Origin of the sequence: Thalassobacter stenotrophicus, assembly GCF_001458315.1 — a bacterium.
Taxonomy (GTDB): Bacteria; Pseudomonadota; Alphaproteobacteria; order Rhodobacterales; family Rhodobacteraceae; genus Thalassobacter; species Thalassobacter stenotrophicus.
Window position 1 is genome coordinate 67,777 of the sequence record NZ_CYRX01000009.1, and the last position, 15,108, is coordinate 82,884.

General features: G+C 58.3%; 16 protein-coding genes. 9 read left to right on the forward strand and 7 right to left on the reverse strand.

Going from position 1 to position 15,108, the window contains the following annotated elements; translation table 11 throughout:
- Positions 1-62: 62 nt before the first annotated feature.
- On the reverse strand, positions 63-821 hold the full coding sequence (gloB, locus tag THS5294_RS02410) for a hydroxyacylglutathione hydrolase (RefSeq protein WP_058122495.1): 759 nt from the start codon (positions 819-821) through the stop codon (positions 63-65).
- Between the two features lie 70 nt (positions 822-891).
- Between gloB and THS5294_RS02415 the strand changes: the two genes are divergently transcribed.
- From THS5294_RS02415 to THS5294_RS02440, 6 genes are all read left to right on the forward strand, one after another.
- Positions 892-1,644 (forward strand): class I SAM-dependent methyltransferase, encoded by a 753-nt coding sequence (locus THS5294_RS02415; RefSeq protein ID WP_058122496.1) that lies wholly within the window; start codon positions 892-894, stop codon positions 1,642-1,644.
- Positions 1,645-1,967: 323 nt separating this feature from the next.
- Positions 1,968-2,528, forward strand: a complete 561-nt coding sequence (locus THS5294_RS02420; RefSeq protein ID WP_058122497.1) for a F0F1 ATP synthase subunit delta — start codon at positions 1,968-1,970, stop codon at positions 2,526-2,528.
- Positions 2,529-4,067, forward strand: a complete 1,539-nt coding sequence (atpA, locus tag THS5294_RS02425; protein WP_038007865.1) for a F0F1 ATP synthase subunit alpha — start codon at positions 2,529-2,531, stop codon at positions 4,065-4,067.
- Between the two features lie 11 nt (positions 4,068-4,078).
- Positions 4,079-4,954, forward strand: coding sequence for a F0F1 ATP synthase subunit gamma (locus tag THS5294_RS02430; RefSeq protein WP_038007866.1), 876 nt, complete (start codon positions 4,079-4,081; stop codon positions 4,952-4,954).
- 17 nt (positions 4,955-4,971) lie between these two features.
- Positions 4,972-6,396 (forward strand): F0F1 ATP synthase subunit beta, encoded by a 1,425-nt coding sequence (gene atpD, locus THS5294_RS02435; protein ID WP_038007869.1) that lies wholly within the window; start codon positions 4,972-4,974, stop codon positions 6,394-6,396.
- Positions 6,397-6,398: 2 nt separating this feature from the next.
- Positions 6,399-6,779, forward strand: a complete 381-nt coding sequence (locus THS5294_RS02440) for a F0F1 ATP synthase subunit epsilon (RefSeq protein ID WP_058122498.1) — start codon at positions 6,399-6,401, stop codon at positions 6,777-6,779.
- 141 nt (positions 6,780-6,920) lie between these two features.
- Here THS5294_RS02440 and THS5294_RS02445 read toward each other — a convergent pair whose 3' ends face one another.
- Complete coding sequence (locus tag THS5294_RS02445) at positions 6,921-7,958, reverse strand: ribose-phosphate pyrophosphokinase (RefSeq protein ID WP_038007874.1); 1,038 nt, start codon at positions 7,956-7,958, stop codon at positions 6,921-6,923.
- A gap of 109 nt (positions 7,959-8,067) precedes the next feature.
- On the opposite strand from THS5294_RS02445, the gene THS5294_RS02450 reads away from it, so the two are divergent.
- Positions 8,068-8,661 (forward strand): 2-hydroxychromene-2-carboxylate isomerase, encoded by a 594-nt coding sequence (locus THS5294_RS02450; protein WP_058122499.1) that lies wholly within the window; start codon positions 8,068-8,070, stop codon positions 8,659-8,661.
- Complete coding sequence (locus THS5294_RS02455) at positions 8,662-9,408, forward strand: alpha/beta fold hydrolase (RefSeq protein WP_058122500.1); 747 nt, start codon at positions 8,662-8,664, stop codon at positions 9,406-9,408.
- On the opposite strand, the gene THS5294_RS02460 is transcribed toward THS5294_RS02455, so the two are convergent.
- From THS5294_RS02460 to THS5294_RS02480, 5 genes are all read right to left on the reverse strand, one after another.
- On the reverse strand, positions 9,360-10,424 hold the full coding sequence (locus tag THS5294_RS02460) for a threonine aldolase family protein (protein WP_058122501.1): 1,065 nt from the start codon (positions 10,422-10,424) through the stop codon (positions 9,360-9,362). The genes THS5294_RS02455 and THS5294_RS02460 overlap by 49 nt on opposite strands.
- A gap of 5 nt (positions 10,425-10,429) precedes the next feature.
- Positions 10,430-10,900 carry a YcgN family cysteine cluster protein gene (locus THS5294_RS02465; protein ID WP_139278641.1) on the reverse strand — a complete coding sequence of 157 codons (471 nt, stop codon included), beginning with the start codon at positions 10,898-10,900 and terminating at the stop codon, positions 10,430-10,432.
- The gene (locus tag THS5294_RS02470; RefSeq protein WP_058122503.1) at positions 10,897-11,826 is read right to left on the reverse strand and encodes a bifunctional riboflavin kinase/FAD synthetase; all 930 of its coding nucleotides are present in this window, start codon (positions 11,824-11,826) and stop codon (positions 10,897-10,899) included. Before THS5294_RS02470 ends, THS5294_RS02465 begins: the two co-directional genes overlap by 4 nt.
- Positions 11,827-11,872: 46 nt before the next feature.
- Positions 11,873-12,316 (reverse strand): MaoC family dehydratase, encoded by a 444-nt coding sequence (locus THS5294_RS02475; RefSeq protein ID WP_038007880.1) that lies wholly within the window; start codon positions 12,314-12,316, stop codon positions 11,873-11,875.
- A 124-nt stretch (positions 12,317-12,440) separates the two neighbouring features.
- The gene (locus THS5294_RS02480; protein WP_058122504.1) at positions 12,441-13,316 is read right to left on the reverse strand and encodes a TIGR01459 family HAD-type hydrolase; all 876 of its coding nucleotides are present in this window, start codon (positions 13,314-13,316) and stop codon (positions 12,441-12,443) included.
- Between the two features lie 130 nt (positions 13,317-13,446).
- On the opposite strand from THS5294_RS02480, the gene THS5294_RS02485 reads away from it, so the two are divergent.
- The gene (locus THS5294_RS02485) at positions 13,447-15,066 is read left to right on the forward strand and encodes a PAS domain-containing hybrid sensor histidine kinase/response regulator family protein (RefSeq protein WP_058122505.1); all 1,620 of its coding nucleotides are present in this window, start codon (positions 13,447-13,449) and stop codon (positions 15,064-15,066) included.
- Positions 15,067-15,108 lie beyond the last annotated feature (42 nt).

Sequence of the window (15,108 nt, forward strand, 5' to 3'; positions counted from 1 at the left end):
TTCCTGTGAGCGGATGAATACCTCGGGAAAGTTAAAAAAACGTGCAAACCGTGTTTGAGGCGTTAAAACGCGTCTTTTGATGCGCGAACGGCCGCAAATGTCGCCACATCGGTGCTATTGGGCAGGTTTACGCCCGCCTTTACGGCGTCAATGTGGCATCGCAGGAACGGGTTGGTGGCGCGCTCCTCACCCAAACGTGAGGGCACGGTGGGCTGATTGGCCGCGCGGGCCTGTGCGACAGATTGCAACCGTTGCGCGAGGGCCACGTTGTTCGGTTCGATTGTTTTGGCAAAGCGGCCATTGGCGGCGGTGTATTCGTGGCCCGAACATACCAATGTTTCGTCAGAGAGGCTGTCGAACTGTTTGAGACTGGCGTGCATTTGCGCGGGTGTGCCTTCAAACAGGCGCCCGCAGCCCAGTGCCATCAGGCTGTCACCCGTGAAGGCGTAGCCGTCAAAGACAAACGCGAGGTGGTTGATCGTGTGGCCGGACACATCCCAAACTTGCGCGGGACTCTCACCAAAGAGAATCGTATCGCCGGGTGATACAGGGTCGGTTAGCGACGGAAGGCGGTCTTGATCCGCGGCCGAGCCCCAAATGCGCACACCCTCAGCCCCAAGCGCAGGAAGGCCGCCGATATGGTCATGGTGGTGGTGGGTGAAAAACACATCTGTCAGCGTCCAACCAGCATCCGCAAGCGCGGCTTGGATCGGGCCAGCCTCTGGCACATCCACCACGCCGACGCGCCCCGAGGCTTCATCTTTCATAAGAAATGCGTAATTGTCGCTCAGACAAGGGACGGTGATGACCTTTAGCGGCATGTGCTGGCTCACTTTTGTTGTAACTGCCGCATGATTTAAGCGCTTTGGCTGCATTGCAAGGGAAAACGAAATGCATCTCGACGTGCTCGATCTGCGACACTTCTATTACAGGACCCGGCTGGGACGGGTGGCGCAAAAGGCGATCCGCGACCGCCTGCTGGGGCTGTGGCCGCGTGCGACGGGACAAACTGTGGCGGGGTTTGGATTCGCGGTTCCGCTTTTGCGGCCCTATCTTGCCGATGCGCGGCGTGTGTTTGGCCTGATGCCGGGGCCGCAGGGCGTCATGCCTTGGCCCGCGGGTATGCAAAACGTGGCCGTTCTGTGCGAAGAAACCCTGTGGCCGGTAGAAACGGGATCGGTTGATCGGCTCGTGTTGTTGCACGGGCTAGAGACATCTGAACATCCCTCCGCCGTGCTGGCCGAATGTGACCGTGTGCTTGGCCCCGGTGGCAAGGCGATCTTTGTGGTGCCCAATCGGTCCGGCCTCTGGGCCCGCCGCGATGCGACGCCTTTTGGGTTTGGCCGCCCATATTCGCTGAGCCAGTTGGAAATGCAGGTCAAACAGGCGGGTTTTGTGCCTGAGCGTCATGTGTCCGCGTTATTTGCCCCCCCTAGTGAGGCGAAGTTTTGGATGCGGACGTCCGACATGGTGGAGCGTATGGGCGCACGGATGCCAGATTTGCGCGCCGGTGGTGTCATCATGTTGGAAGTGTCCAAACAGGTCTACGCCCCTAAACGGCCCCGCTTGGCGGAGCGTGTCAGGCGGCCTTTGCGCGTGCTGGAGCCCGCGATGCCGGGCGTAAAGCCCGTCGGCCGGAATTAACCCGAAAGTCTACTGAGCACAGATTCCTGCCAAACGTACCGCAACGGGTGTCGACGCAACCTGTAGCGGAGCCCACCTGCTTTTGTGCCAGTTGGTCGCAAAAAAGCTAACGCAAAAGGTCGCACTTTACCATTTGGTTGAGAATCCTCTTTGACTGCGCGGTGACGCCTCTGTAAGTCGCCTCAGAGCACGCCATTGCAGTTGCAGAAATGCTTTGCTAGAGCGTGCACGATTTTAAGTGGGAGCCGCATTGAACCGCAGCTTCTGATCGTGCCGAGCGGGTCGCTGATGTTCCGTTTGGCCTAGCTATCGAAAGGGTGGACGTGTCCGAACCAGCTTCGATCTCCATGGGCATCGCCAAGCGCTATGCCTCGGCTATCTTTGACCTCGCGATTGAGGGCAAATCCCTGCCAAAACTCGAATCCGACGTGAGCGCACTTGCGGGGGCCCTTGCGGACTCTGCTGATCTGCGCGACCTGATCTCGTCTCCCGTGTACACGCGGGACGAACAGGGTGCGGCCATCACGGCCGTTGCACAAAAAATGGGATTGACCTCGGTCATGGCTAACAGCCTCGCGCTGATGGCTTCCAAGCGTCGCCTCTTTGTGGTGCCGCAACTCATGGCCGCGCTGCGCGCCATGATCGCCGAGCACAAAGGCGAGATAACTGCTGAAGTCGCCTCTGCCAAGGCGCTGACCAAGGCACAACAAACAGAACTTGCCAAAACGCTCAAAGCGTCCATCGGCAAGGATGTGAACCTGAACTTGACCGTTGATGAAAGCCTCATCGGCGGTCTCGTTGTTAAAGTGGGCTCGCAGATGATTGATACGTCGATCAAAGCGCGTCTGAACGCACTCCAAAACACCATGAAAGAGGTCGGATAAATGGGTATCCAAGCAGCCGAAATCTCTGCGATCCTCAAGGACCAGATCAAAAACTTTGGCCAGGAGGCCGAAGTGGCCGAAGTGGGCCGCGTGCTTTCCGTCGGTGACGGTATTGCCCGTGTGCATGGCCTTGATAACGTACAGGCCGGTGAGATGGTCGAATTCCCCGGTGGTATCCGTGGGATGGCGCTGAACCTCGAAACCGACAACGTCGGTGTCGTGATCTTCGGCTCCGACCGTGACATCAAAGAAGGCGACACCGTTAAGCGTACGAACTCCATCGTGGACGTTCCCGCCGGTGACGGCCTGCTGGGTCGCGTTGTTGATGGTCTGGGCAACCCCCTCGACGGCAAAGGTCCGATCGTGTCGACCGAGCGTCGTGTTGCTGACGTGAAAGCGCCCGGCATTATCCCACGTAAATCCGTGCACGAGCCCATGGCGACTGGTCTCAAGGCCATCGACGCGATGATCCCCGTTGGCCGTGGCCAGCGTGAGCTGATCATTGGTGACCGCCAGACCGGTAAAACGGCTGTGGCACTGGACGCGATCCTGAACCAGAAATCCTACAACGAAGCCGCTGGCGATGACGAGAGCAAGAAACTCTACTGCATCTACGTGGCTGTGGGCCAAAAGCGCTCCACGGTTGCTCAGCTGGTGAAAAAGCTCGAAGAGTCCGGCGCGATTGAATACTCGATCGTTGTGGCTGCAACCGCATCCGACCCAGCGCCGATGCAGTTCTTGGCACCTTACGCCGCGACTGCCATGGCGGAATACTTCCGCGACAACGGCCGCCACGCGCTGATCATCTATGATGATCTCTCGAAGCAAGCTGTGTCCTACCGTCAGATGTCCCTTCTGCTCCGTCGTCCACCCGGGCGTGAAGCATACCCTGGTGACGTGTTCTACCTTCACTCCCGGCTTCTGGAACGTTCGGCTAAACTGAACGAAGACTACGGCTCGGGCTCGCTGACCGCTCTGCCAGTCATCGAAACTCAGGGCGGCGACGTTTCGGCGTTTATTCCAACCAACGTGATTTCGATCACCGACGGTCAGATTTTCCTCGAAACCGAACTGTTCTACCAAGGTATCCGTCCTGCTGTGAACACCGGTCTGTCGGTGTCCCGCGTGGGCTCGTCGGCTCAAACCAAGGCGATGTCCTCGGTTGCGGGTCCGGTGAAACTGTCGCTGGCTCAGTACCGTGAGATGGCTGCATTCGCGCAGTTTGGTTCCGATCTTGACGCCGCAACCCAGCAGCTGCTGGCCCGTGGTGCTCGTCTGACCGAGCTGATGAAGCAGGCTCAGTACGCGCCATTGACCAACGCTGAGATCGTCTGCTCGATCTTTGCTGGCACAAACGGCTACCTCGACAAAATCGACGTCAGCGAAGTTGGCCGGTTTGAGCGTGAAATGCTGTCCTTCTTGCGCAACAAGCATCAGGACGTCCTTGATTGGATCACCAACGATGATCCCAAAATCAAGGGTGATGCAGCCGACCGCCTGAAGGGTGTTCTTGACGCCTTCGCCGCGACGTTCGCTTAAGGTAGAGCATCATGCCCAACCTTAAGGACCTCAAAAATCGGATCGAGAGTGTCAAAAGCACTCGGAAGATCACGAAAGCCATGCAAATGGTGGCCGCCGCAAAATTGCGGCGGGCACAGGATGCTGCTGAGGCCGCACGCCCCTACACTGACCGCTTCAACGCCGTAATGGCGGGGCTGGCGGCTGGTGTGAGTGGTTCAGACTCGGGTCCCAAACTTCTGGTGGGCACTGGTTCCGACCAAGTGCAACTGCTGGTCGTTATGACCTCAGAGCGTGGATTGTGTGGTGGCTTCAACGGCAACATCGCCAAAATGGCCCGCGCCCGCGCCAACGAATTGTTGGCTGCTGGTAAAACGGTCAAGATTCTCACAGTCGGCAAAAAGGGTCGTGAGACCCTCAAGCGCGACTTTGGCAATCTGTACATTGGCCATGTGGACCTGTCGGAAGTGAAGCGCCTTGGATACGGCAACGCACAGGACATCGCACGCGGCATTCTTTCTCGTTTCGACGACGAAGAATTCGACGTGGCTACGATTTTCTACGCCCGTTTCCAGTCCGTCATCAGCCAAATTCCAACGGCGCAGCAGATTATCCCTGCCGCGTTTGAGGATGCCGGTGCGGGCGAAGACAACACGCTTTATGACTACGAGCCCAGCGAAGAAGCCATCTTGGCCGACCTGCTGCCCCGTGGCGTGGCGACACAAATCTTCGCGGCCTTGTTGGAAAACGCCGCCTCCGAGCAGGGTGCACGGATGTCCGCAATGGACAACGCGACCCGCAACGCAGGCGAAATGATCGACAAACTGACCATCCAATACAACCGGTCGCGTCAGGCTGTCATCACCAACGAGCTTATTGAAATCATCTCGGGCGCTGAAGCGCTCTAAATCTGGAGATACCCGATATGGCAAACCCTACCGGAAAAATCACCCAGGTCATCGGCGCCGTCGTCGATGTTCAGTTCGAAGGCGACCTGCCTGAGATCCTGAACGCCCTGAAAACCCAAAACCAAGGCAAAGACCTCGTTCTCGAAGTGGCCCAGCACCTTGGCGAAAACACAGTGCGCGCCATTGCTATGGACGCCACCGAAGGCCTCGTGCGTGGCCAAGCTGTTGAAAACACTGGCGGTCAGATTTCTGTGCCCGTGGGTTCCGCAACACTGGGTCGCATCATGAACGTCACCGGCGACCCCGTTGACGAAAAAGGCCCCGTGAACGCAACTGCAACACGCGCCATTCACGGCGATGCACCTGAGTTTGACGAGCAGTCCACCGAGACTGAAATCCTCGTAACAGGCATCAAAGTGATCGACCTTTTGGCCCCCTACACCAAAGGTGGTAAAATTGGTCTGTTCGGCGGTGCCGGCGTTGGCAAAACCGTTCTGATCATGGAGCTCATCAACAACATCGCAAAAGTGCACTCGGGTCTGTCCGTGTTCGCTGGTGTGGGTGAGCGGACCCGTGAAGGGAACGATCTGTACCACGAGATGATCGAATCCGGCGTTATCGTTCCCGACGATCTGGAAAAATCCAAGATCGCACTGGTCTACGGCCAGATGAACGAGCCTCCCGGTGCGCGTATGCGGATCGCTCTGTCCGGTCTGACACTGGCCGAGCAGTTCCGCGACGAATCCGGTTCGGACGTTCTGTTCTTCGTGGACAACATCTTCCGCTTCACACAGGCCGGTTCTGAGGTGTCCGCGCTTCTGGGTCGTATTCCTTCTGCTGTGGGCTACCAGCCGACACTGGCAACCGACATGGGCGCCATGCAGGAGCGTATTGCGTCCACGAAGTCCGGTTCGATCACGTCCGTGCAAGCCGTTTACGTGCCTGCGGATGACCTTACCGACCCTGCACCTGCAACATCGTTTGCGCACCTTGATGCGACGACCGTTCTGGATCGTTCGATCTCGGAAAAAGGCATCTACCCGGCTGTGGATCCACTCGGTTCCACATCGCGTCTGCTTGATCCGCTGATCATCGGTGATGAGCACTACAAAGTCGCCACAGACGTCCAGCAGGTGCTTCAGCGTTACAAGTCGCTGCAAGACATCATCGCCATTCTCGGTATGGACGAACTGTCCGAAGAGGACAAACTGGCCGTGGCACGTGCACGTAAACTGGAACGCTTCCTGTCCCAGCCGTTCGACGTTGCGAAGGTCTTCACCGGTTCCGACGGTGTGCAGGTTCCTCTTGAGGACACCATTGCATCGTTCAAAGCGGTTGTTGCCGGTGAGTACGATCACCTCCCCGAGAGCGCCTTCTACATGGTCGGCGGGATCGAGGAAGTGAAAGCGAAAGCTGAAAAACTGGCAGCGGAGGCAGCCTGATCATGGCCGCTTCGCTCCAATTTGATCTCGTTTCGCCGGAACGGAAGCTTGCTTCCGTCGAGGCGACCGAGGTCCAGATCCCAGGCGCGGACGGGGACATGACGGCTATGGCTGATCATGCTGCCACGATCACAACGCTGCGCCCCGGTATCTTGCGGGTCATCACGACCTCTGGCGCGGATGAGTACCTCGTGACCGGTGGTTTCGCGGAGATCACAGCGACTGCCACGTCTGTGCTGGCCGAACAGGCCATGCCTGTGAGCGAAGTCACGGGCGCGATCATGGATACCCTGATCGCCGACGCTGAGGCTGCTGGTTCTTCGGATGAGGCTGCCAAGGTGGTCTCGGACATGCAGGCAGTACGGGCGGCTCTGAACGTCTAAGCAAGGTACCTTAGCTATGATTTAAAAACCCCCGCTCTTGTGAGTGGGGGTTTTTCTTTGGGCAGATGTCGGCACAAAAAAGCCCCGCATCCCATGTGGAATGCGGGGGGGCGTCTTACTCTTGGGGCATCTCAGCGGCGATTATTCCGCCGCGAGGCCAGTCATTCCACGAGGGTAAAGCGGCTCATAAATCGGTTCTAGCGTCGCGGTATCAAATAGCGATGATACCGATGTGCCGTTCCAAATGTTCAGGATCGCTTGGGCGAACATCGGCGCGGTGGGCACGATGCGGATATTGGGGCAGGCTTTGACAGCATCAGTGGCTTGGATCGAATCTGTGATAACCAGCGACTTCATCACCGAGTTTGTGATCCGCTCAACCGCAGGGCCGGACAGGACACCGTGGGTGATGTAGCTGTGTACCTCGGTGGCCCCCGCTTCGATCAGGACCTCAGCGGCTTTGCACAGGGTGCCCGCCGTGTCACAGATGTCATCCACGATGATACATTTTTTGCCGCGCACGTCGCCGATTACGGTCATCTCAGCAATCTCACCGGGCTTTTCGCGGCGTTTGTCGACGATCGACAAAGGTGCCTTGATCCGTGTCGCCAATTCACGCGCACGGGCCACGCCGCCTACATCGGGGGACACAACCATCACGTCTGCCATGTTGCCCGCAAAGTGATGCATGATATCCAGCGCGAAGATCGGCGAGGCGTAGAGGTTATCAACTGGAATATCGAAGAAGCCTTGGATTTGGGCTGCGTGCAGGTCCATGGTCAATACCCGCTCGATCCCGGATTGGGAGATCAGGTTCGATACAAGTTTGGCCGAAATTGGTGTCCGGGCCTTGGTGCGGCGATCCTGACGGGCGTAGCCAAAGTAGGGGATGACTGCCGTTGCGCGCCGGGCCGAGGACCGTTTCATCGCGTCGGCAATGATCAACAACTCCATCAGGTTGTCGTTGGCCGGGTTCGAGGTGGGCTGGATAATGAACATATCCTCGCCGCGCACGTTCTCATAAACCTCGACGAAAATCTCACCGTCGTTGAACCGCTCAACCCGTGCATCCACAAGACCAACGGTCATTCCACGGTGCATCGACATGCGCTTGGCGATAGATGCGGCCAATTCGGGGTTAGCGTTTCCAGAGATGAGTTTGGGGTCTTGTGCGGGCATGGCAGGGCCTTTCGAGGAGGCGCGGTCTATTAGCGACTCGCGCCCGGATGACGTTGACACCGCCTAGCACGGGCCTAGTGTTCGGGCAAACCAAAGCAGGGAGGCCAGCATGGCCCATATCGACTACTTCTTTTCTACGCTTTCGCCTTACACCTATCTGACAGGCACGCGCCTAGAGGATGTGGCCGCAAAGCGCGGTGCCACGATTACCTATAAGCCACTTGATACCATGACACTTTTCACCCGGACGGGTGGGCAAGCGCCCAAAGATCGTCACCCCGCGCGGCAAGCCTACCGCTTGGTTGAGATGCGCCGTCAGGCCGCGCAACAAGATATGGCAATTAATCTTAAACCTGCGCATTGGCCCACGAACCCTGCGCCCTCAAGCTATGCGATCATTGCCGCGCAGAAAGTAGGGGGCGGTGATCTGGGCGCATTGGTGCAGGGTATCTTGCGCTCGGTCTGGGCCGATCAAAAGGACGTCGCAGACGACGAGGTCGTGGCAGATGCGCTAGAGGCTGCGGGTTTTGACCGTGGCTTGGTCAACGCGGGCCTTTTGGAAGGGGCGGAGGAATATGCCGCCAACCTCGAAGAAGCCGTTCGCCGTGACGTGTTTGGTGTGCCGTTTTTCATCGTCGGGGATGAGCCGTTTTGGGGCCAAGATCGGATTTCCGACCTGGACCATTATCTCGGAACGCTCTGAATGACGCGGCCACTGTTGGCGCTACATGCGATGTTCATGCATGGCGCTGCAATGGCGCCATTGGCTGAGGCTCTCGGGCGCGAAATTATTGCGCCCGGGCTGCCCGGTCACCGGAGGGGCCCTCCGTGGGTTGAGGGGCGTGACTACATGGAGCAAGCGGTGGATGCCGCCTTGGCGGCCATGCCGGACGAACCCATTGACCTGTTTGGGCACAGCCTTGGCGCAACCGTGGCACTGCATGTTGCCGTTGCGCGGCCCGAACAGGTTCGCAGCCTCACCATATTTGAGCCCGCTTTGTTTTCGGCGGCAAGCGGTGCAGCGCTAGATGACTACCTCATGGCAATGAAGGTCGTGAGCGACGCACTTGAAACAGGGCGCGAAGGTACGGCCGCGGCCGAGTTTCATGCGCATTGGGGCACTGGTGCCGCGTGGGAGGATTTGCCTACCAACCTGCGCAAGACCATCCTTCGCCTTATCCCATTGGTCCCAGCAACTGAGCCCGCTGTCGTACATGACAAACACGGGCTGTTGCCGCAGCTGCGGGCTTGCCCGGTGCCTGTGCTGGTTCTTCAGCAAGAGGCGCATCAACAACTGCCCGTCATGGCGTCTATTTGTGATGGTTTGCGCAGTCTTTTACCAAACGTCACAGTTCGGTCCGTCGCGGGTGAGGGGCGTCATATGCTGCCCGTCACGGCGCCTCAGGCTGTGGCGGCGGAGGTCGCTGCGTTCTGGGCGGACTTGCCCTGAAGCAGGGCCAGTAAGGCATCCACCTCGTCTTCGGTTTTGGACCAATCACAAACAAACCGCGCAAGGACCCCGTCACCGTTTTCATCCGACAAAGAGTATTGCGCTCCACCCGCAAACGCGCGGTTGTGGGCCTGTCGCGGTAGCCGAGCAAAGATCATGTTGCCTGCTGGCTCAGCCTCAAGCCGTGCGCCGACCTCCCGAAGACCTTTGGCCAGTCGTTGGCCCGCTACATTCGCCTGTGCCGCCAGCTGAAGCCATAGATCATCGTGCAAATAGGCCTGCATCTGTGCCGCAAGGAAGCGGTTCTTGGACCACAGGTGCCCCGCACGTTTGCGCCGGAACTGCGCCTGTTGCGCCATTTCGGGGTCTCGGATCACAATGCCCTCAACGCCCATACAGCCGTTCTTGGTGCCCCCAAACGAGATCATATCGAACCCTTGCGCCATATCGGCGGCGGAACAGCCAAGGGCCGCGCAAGCATTGGCAAAACGTGCGCCATCAAGGTGCGTATACAGCCCGTATTCGCGTGCAATGCCGGTCAGTGTGCGCAGTTCATCCAAGGTGTAGATCGTGCCCAATTCCGTAAGGTTCGTCAGCGAAAGCGCCCCTAGTTGCACCGAATGCAGGTCAGTCCCCACCCGCTCAATCGCGGCACGCAGGGCTTCTGCGCAGATTTTCCCATCGGGCCCGTCGACGAGGGTCAGCTTTGCGCCGCCCGAATAGAACTCAGGCGCGCCGCATTCGTCCAACTCAATGTGAGAGGTACGGTGACAAAAGACGGTTTCATAGGGCTGTACAAGTATTGCCAGCGCAAGCGCATTTGCCGCCGTGCCCACGGTGACCAACAGCGTGGTCGCCTCGGGCATATCAAAGGTGCGTCGGATGCCTTGGGTGACTTCGTCCATCGAAGGGTCGTTGCCGTAGGGCATGGCGGCGCCGGTGTTGGCCGCAAGCATCGCTTCCATGATCTTTGGGGCGACAGGACCCGTGTTGTCAGAGGCGAAGTTGAGGTTCATGGCGGCTACTCGTCTTGCTGGGGCGGTGCGTCGTGGCCCAAGGGTTCATCGATCAGGTGATCTTCCCAATCTTCTTCGTCGACTTCAAATTCCGGGATCGTCCAGCCACGCACGGATACGCCTGCGCGGTGCACGCTGTCGGGATCACCTGTCAAAAGCGGGTGCCATTCGGGCAGAGGTTTACCCTCATGCAGCAGCCGATAGGCGCAGGTTTGCGGCATGAAATAGGCAACATCAGGTAGCGTTTTCGGCGTTAGCACCACGCATTCGGGGACGAATTGTTTGCGGATCGGGTACTGGGCGCATTGGCAGGTTGCGTCATCCAATAGCCGGCAAGCAATACGGGTGAATGCAACTTCGCCGGTGTCTTCGTCCTCAAGCTTGTTGAGGCAGCATTTACCGCAGCCATCGCACAGCGACTCCCATTCTTCTTGCGAGAGTTTGTTGAGGGGGCGTTCCCAGAACTGCACGGCTATAGGTCCCGCAGGATGGCGCGCGCCTGTTGGCAGTCGGCATCCATTTGGGAAATCAGGGCATCAATGCCGTTGAATGACTGCTCGGGGCGGAGGAAATCGACCAAGCCGACCGACAGCGGTGTGCCGTAAAGATCGCCTTTGAAGTCGAACAAAAAGGTCTCGAGGTTAGGGACCGAGCCGTTGAACATCGGGCGCACACCCAGCGAAGCCGCACCATGGTAGCTTCCGGCATGGGGGCCCTCTAGCACATCGACCAGGACAGCATAGGTGCCCAATTTCGGCAGATGCAGACCGTCGAGGTTCATGTTCGCCGTGGGGAAACCCAACTCACGCCCGCGCTTTTCGCCGTGCACGACGGGACCGTCAACGCGGTGCCAGTGGCCCAACATCGCGGCCGCTGCACGGGGATTACCGTCGCTGAGGGCTTTGCGGATATTGGTTGAGGATACGGCTGCGCCGGTATCTCCCTGCAAGATATCGGCCACGACGACCTCAAAGCCGAACTCAGCGCCGAAGTCTTTGAGTGTTGCCACATCACCCGCGCGCCCTTTGCCAAAGCAAAAGTCCGCACCGACTACGACACGGGATAAGCCAAGACCATCCGCGAGGACGGATTGGGCAAATTCACGCGCGGTCAGACCCGATAGATCGGTGTTGAAGCTCAGCTCAAACAGCGTCTCAACACCCAGCTTCGCAAGCCGATTGGCCCGCGCGGTCGCCGACATTAGCCGAAAGGGCGGGGCCTCGGGGAAAAAAACTTCACGTGGGTGGGGTTCGAACGTCAAAACGCCCAAAGGGCCGGGGCCTTGGCGGGCCAAATCCAGCACCTTTTGATGGCCGAGGTGCACCCCATCAAAATTGCCAATAGCCACCGAAGCGCCTCGGTGGCTGGCATCTATGTTTTGATATTCCCGGAGTATATCCATGAGCGTGACCTAGCCGCGTGAGCCGGGTCATGCAAGCCGTGTAGGATCAGTCGAATTTGCGCGACGGTGCCAGAACGATTGCCTCACCCTTGAGGACCTTCTTGCCGTCGATCTCACAATGAGTGTCCATCGTTACGCGACGCTTGCCCAGATCCATGTCCGTGACGGTTACAACCGCGTTCACCATGTCGCCGGGACGCACTGGGGCAAGGAACTTGAGGCTTTGACCCAGATAGACAGTGCCGTGGCCGGGCAATTGTTCGCCAATAACGGCCGAGATTAGGCCAGCCGTTAGCATGCCGTGGGCGATCCGACCCTCAAAAATCGTGTCGCGTGCATAGTCATCATCAAGGTGCACAGGGTTGTGATCGGTCGAGACCTCGGCAAACAGCTCAATGTCGCGATCGGTGATCACTTTGCGCAAAGAGCGTGACATACCGATTTCGATATCTTCGATACAGATCGTTCCGCGGGGCATGTTGTCGAGCATGGGGTCTCTCCTTCTTCATAGTCGTGCTAGACTATTTCAGGCCATGCTGCAATGCAGAAAGCAATAATGCGACAATTTTTGCGTATTAACGGTAATTTAATTGCGGGTAGGGTGTTGCGTTGGCTTAGCGGAGCATTCCGACTGTATAGCGTGGTTCGCTTTGGTGATCCGTCAGATACGCGGCCAGCTTGGATGCTTCTGGGCCGCCGGTAATACCGGTGCCAGTTTCGCGCGCCGCAAGCCCCCCGCTGATGAACAACACATCTAGGTCCTCACCAAGGGCGCCGGAGACGTCTGTGCCGATTCCATCGCCGATGGCGAGGATTTCGCTGTCTGCTACGTCATCAATTTGTGCCAGCCGCCGCCGCGCCAGATCATAGATTGGGGGGTGGGGCTTGCCAAAATACAGGCTTTCACCGCCCATTTCCGTGTACAATTGCGCCAATGCACCTGCGCACCATTCGCGGACCTCACCACGGTCGACGATGATGTCAGGGTTTGCGCAGAGCAGTTTCAGCCCTCTGGTTTTTGCGGCCAAAAACGCGGGTCGGTTTGCGGCCGGATCCGCCAGCGAATCGAAGGGCCCGGTGCAAACGATTCCCTCTGCCTCATCAAGGCTGACGCGTTCAATCTCAACCGGCTCATCCAGCAGCGCGAGGGGTTCGAAAAACCCACCCTCATCGGGCAGGCCAATGTGATAAACCTTGCGACCCACGACCCCTTGGAACATCGCAGCGCGGGCACTGTCGCCTGAGGTGGCGATGGTGTCATAGGCATCAACGGGCACGCCGATCTGCGCCAGCTGAGTGGCCACACTGGCGCGAGGGCGCGGCGAATTGGTAACCAAAACCACGATGCCACCGGCGCGGCGGTAGGCCTGCAATGCGGCGACTGCCTCGGGGAAGGGGACGACACCGTTGTGCACACAGCCCCACAGATCCACAAACATCGCCTTGTAGCGTTTCGAAATGTCAGAAAGTGCTGAGATAATCTGGGTCATGGGGAGCCTGTGTTTGCTGGAATTTCCTCACATGACGCGAGTTACACATGGGTAAAGATAATTTCCCGCATTAACGCAATGGTAACTTGCTCAGGGGGAGGACGTTTCCATGGATTAGGGGACGATTGCGATGCACTATCTTCAACACGAACTGTACGAGCGGCTTGGCGCAGGGGGCGATATCCTCGATTTCCTGATGGAGGCCGGGGGGGATGGGATATCGTACCGAGACGTTAAAAGCCCCAATGAGGGCTGGATGTCGCGCGGGTTTTGGCGGGCCCTCGGCTATGATCCAGATGCTGAGCCCTGCAAGGGGTTTTGGCAGGATGTTGTTCACCCAGATGATTTGGAAAAAGTGAACACAGACTTTCAGGCTCACGCAACGGACCCGGTGCAGCCCCATGAGCAAGTCGTGCGATATAAGCACGGGGAGACCGGCAAGTGGGTATGGGTGCGGTGTCGTGCGATTGCGCTGCGTGACGAGAGCGGCACACCGGTCCGAATGTTGGGTGTGCATTCGGATGTGACCGCATTGCACGAGGCGGAGGGAATGCTGCGCGGCACGGTTGAGGAATTGATGGATGCCCGCACCGATCTAGAGGCCGCAGTACAGGCCAAAATCGCGTTCCTCGAACAGATAAGCCACGAGATTCGGACCCCGATGAACGGCATTTTGGGCATGGCTCAGGCACTGGTAATGCAGGACCTACCGATTGAAGCAACAAGCCAAGTGGCCGTGATCAATCGCTCTGCCACGGCGTTGTTGACGTTGCTAAACGATTTACTCGACATGGCGCAGATAGAGGCCGGAACCACCGCAATCGAAATGGCGCCGGTGGCTCCTTTTGAGTTGTTGCATGACGCGGCAATTCTGTTTGAATGTATGGCGCGGGATAAGGGGTTGGATATTGTCACCTTGGGTGATCAAACGCTGCCTCCTCAGGTGTTGGCGTCGGGGCGGACCATCCGGCAGGTCATCGGCAATCTCGTCAGTAATGCCGTTAAATATGCTGGCAAAGGCACCATAGAGGTCCGTGCTTACTTACGGCAGGGGGCCACGCCGGGGGCCCATACTTTGCTAGTGTCGGTCGTAGACACCGGGCCAGGCATTCCCGATGCGCAAAAAGACGCGGTGTTTGACCGGTTCTCGCAGGGTGACGTTGTGCCTGGGCAGGGCGAGGGTGGCCCAGGGCTTGGGCTGCCGATCGCGCGGCAGCTGTGTCAGTTACATGGCGGTGATCTAACGCTCACCGATACCCCGGGCGGCGGTGCGACATTCAATGCGACATTCGTCGTACAGAGCCCAAACCAAGCGCCCCAAGAGGTGCCGCAGCATTATGCGCCTCAGCAGGGCAAGGATCCGCTTCAGATTTTGGTCGTCGAAGACAATGAGATGAACCAGATGGTCCTCAAGGCCCTTCTAGGCCACATGAACGCAGAGCTGGTTTTCGCCAACAACGGGTTGGAGGGGCTGAATCTGGTACAGAAACAGACCTTTGATGCGGGCTTCATCGATATCAGAATGCCTGTCATGTCCGGCACTGAATTCGCCCAAGAGTGGCGGGCGCTTGAACAAGAGAATGCGGTTGGCCGCTTGCCGCTGATTGCATGCAGCGCGCATGTGCTGAAACACCAGGTCGAAACATACGTTGAGGCGGGTTTTGACAGACATCTGCCCAAGCCCGTCACGCTGGATGGGCTGCGTGATTGCATCAATTGGGTGCGGTCGGTGCGCGGGGCCTATGCCTAGACGCGGCACCTTGGGGTATCCATTGCCGGGGCGTGGTGCCCG

Coding starts and splice junctions, on each gene's coding strand:
- gloB (WP_058122495.1), bottom strand. CDS start 821: ATGCCGCTAAAGGTCATCACCGTCCCTTGTCTGAGCGACAATTACGCA.
- THS5294_RS02415 (WP_058122496.1), top strand. CDS start 892: ATGCATCTCGACGTGCTCGATCTGCGACACTTCTATTACAGGACCCGG.
- atpA (WP_038007865.1), top strand. CDS start 2,529: ATGGGTATCCAAGCAGCCGAAATCTCTGCGATCCTCAAGGACCAGATC.
- THS5294_RS02430 (WP_038007866.1), top strand. CDS start 4,079: ATGCCCAACCTTAAGGACCTCAAAAATCGGATCGAGAGTGTCAAAAGC.
- atpD (WP_038007869.1), top strand. CDS start 4,972: ATGGCAAACCCTACCGGAAAAATCACCCAGGTCATCGGCGCCGTCGTC.
- THS5294_RS02440 (WP_058122498.1), top strand. CDS start 6,399: ATGGCCGCTTCGCTCCAATTTGATCTCGTTTCGCCGGAACGGAAGCTT.
- THS5294_RS02445 (WP_038007874.1), bottom strand. CDS start 7,958: ATGCCCGCACAAGACCCCAAACTCATCTCTGGAAACGCTAACCCCGAA.
- THS5294_RS02450 (WP_058122499.1), top strand. CDS start 8,068: ATGGCCCATATCGACTACTTCTTTTCTACGCTTTCGCCTTACACCTAT.
- THS5294_RS02455 (WP_058122500.1), top strand. CDS start 8,662: ATGACGCGGCCACTGTTGGCGCTACATGCGATGTTCATGCATGGCGCT.
- THS5294_RS02460 (WP_058122501.1), bottom strand. CDS start 10,424: ATGAACCTCAACTTCGCCTCTGACAACACGGGTCCTGTCGCCCCAAAG.
- THS5294_RS02470 (WP_058122503.1), bottom strand. CDS start 11,826: ATGGATATACTCCGGGAATATCAAAACATAGATGCCAGCCACCGAGGC.
- THS5294_RS02475 (WP_038007880.1), bottom strand. CDS start 12,316: ATGCTCGACAACATGCCCCGCGGAACGATCTGTATCGAAGATATCGAA.
- THS5294_RS02480 (WP_058122504.1), bottom strand. CDS start 13,316: ATGACCCAGATTATCTCAGCACTTTCTGACATTTCGAAACGCTACAAG.
- THS5294_RS02485 (WP_058122505.1), top strand. CDS start 13,447: ATGCACTATCTTCAACACGAACTGTACGAGCGGCTTGGCGCAGGGGGC.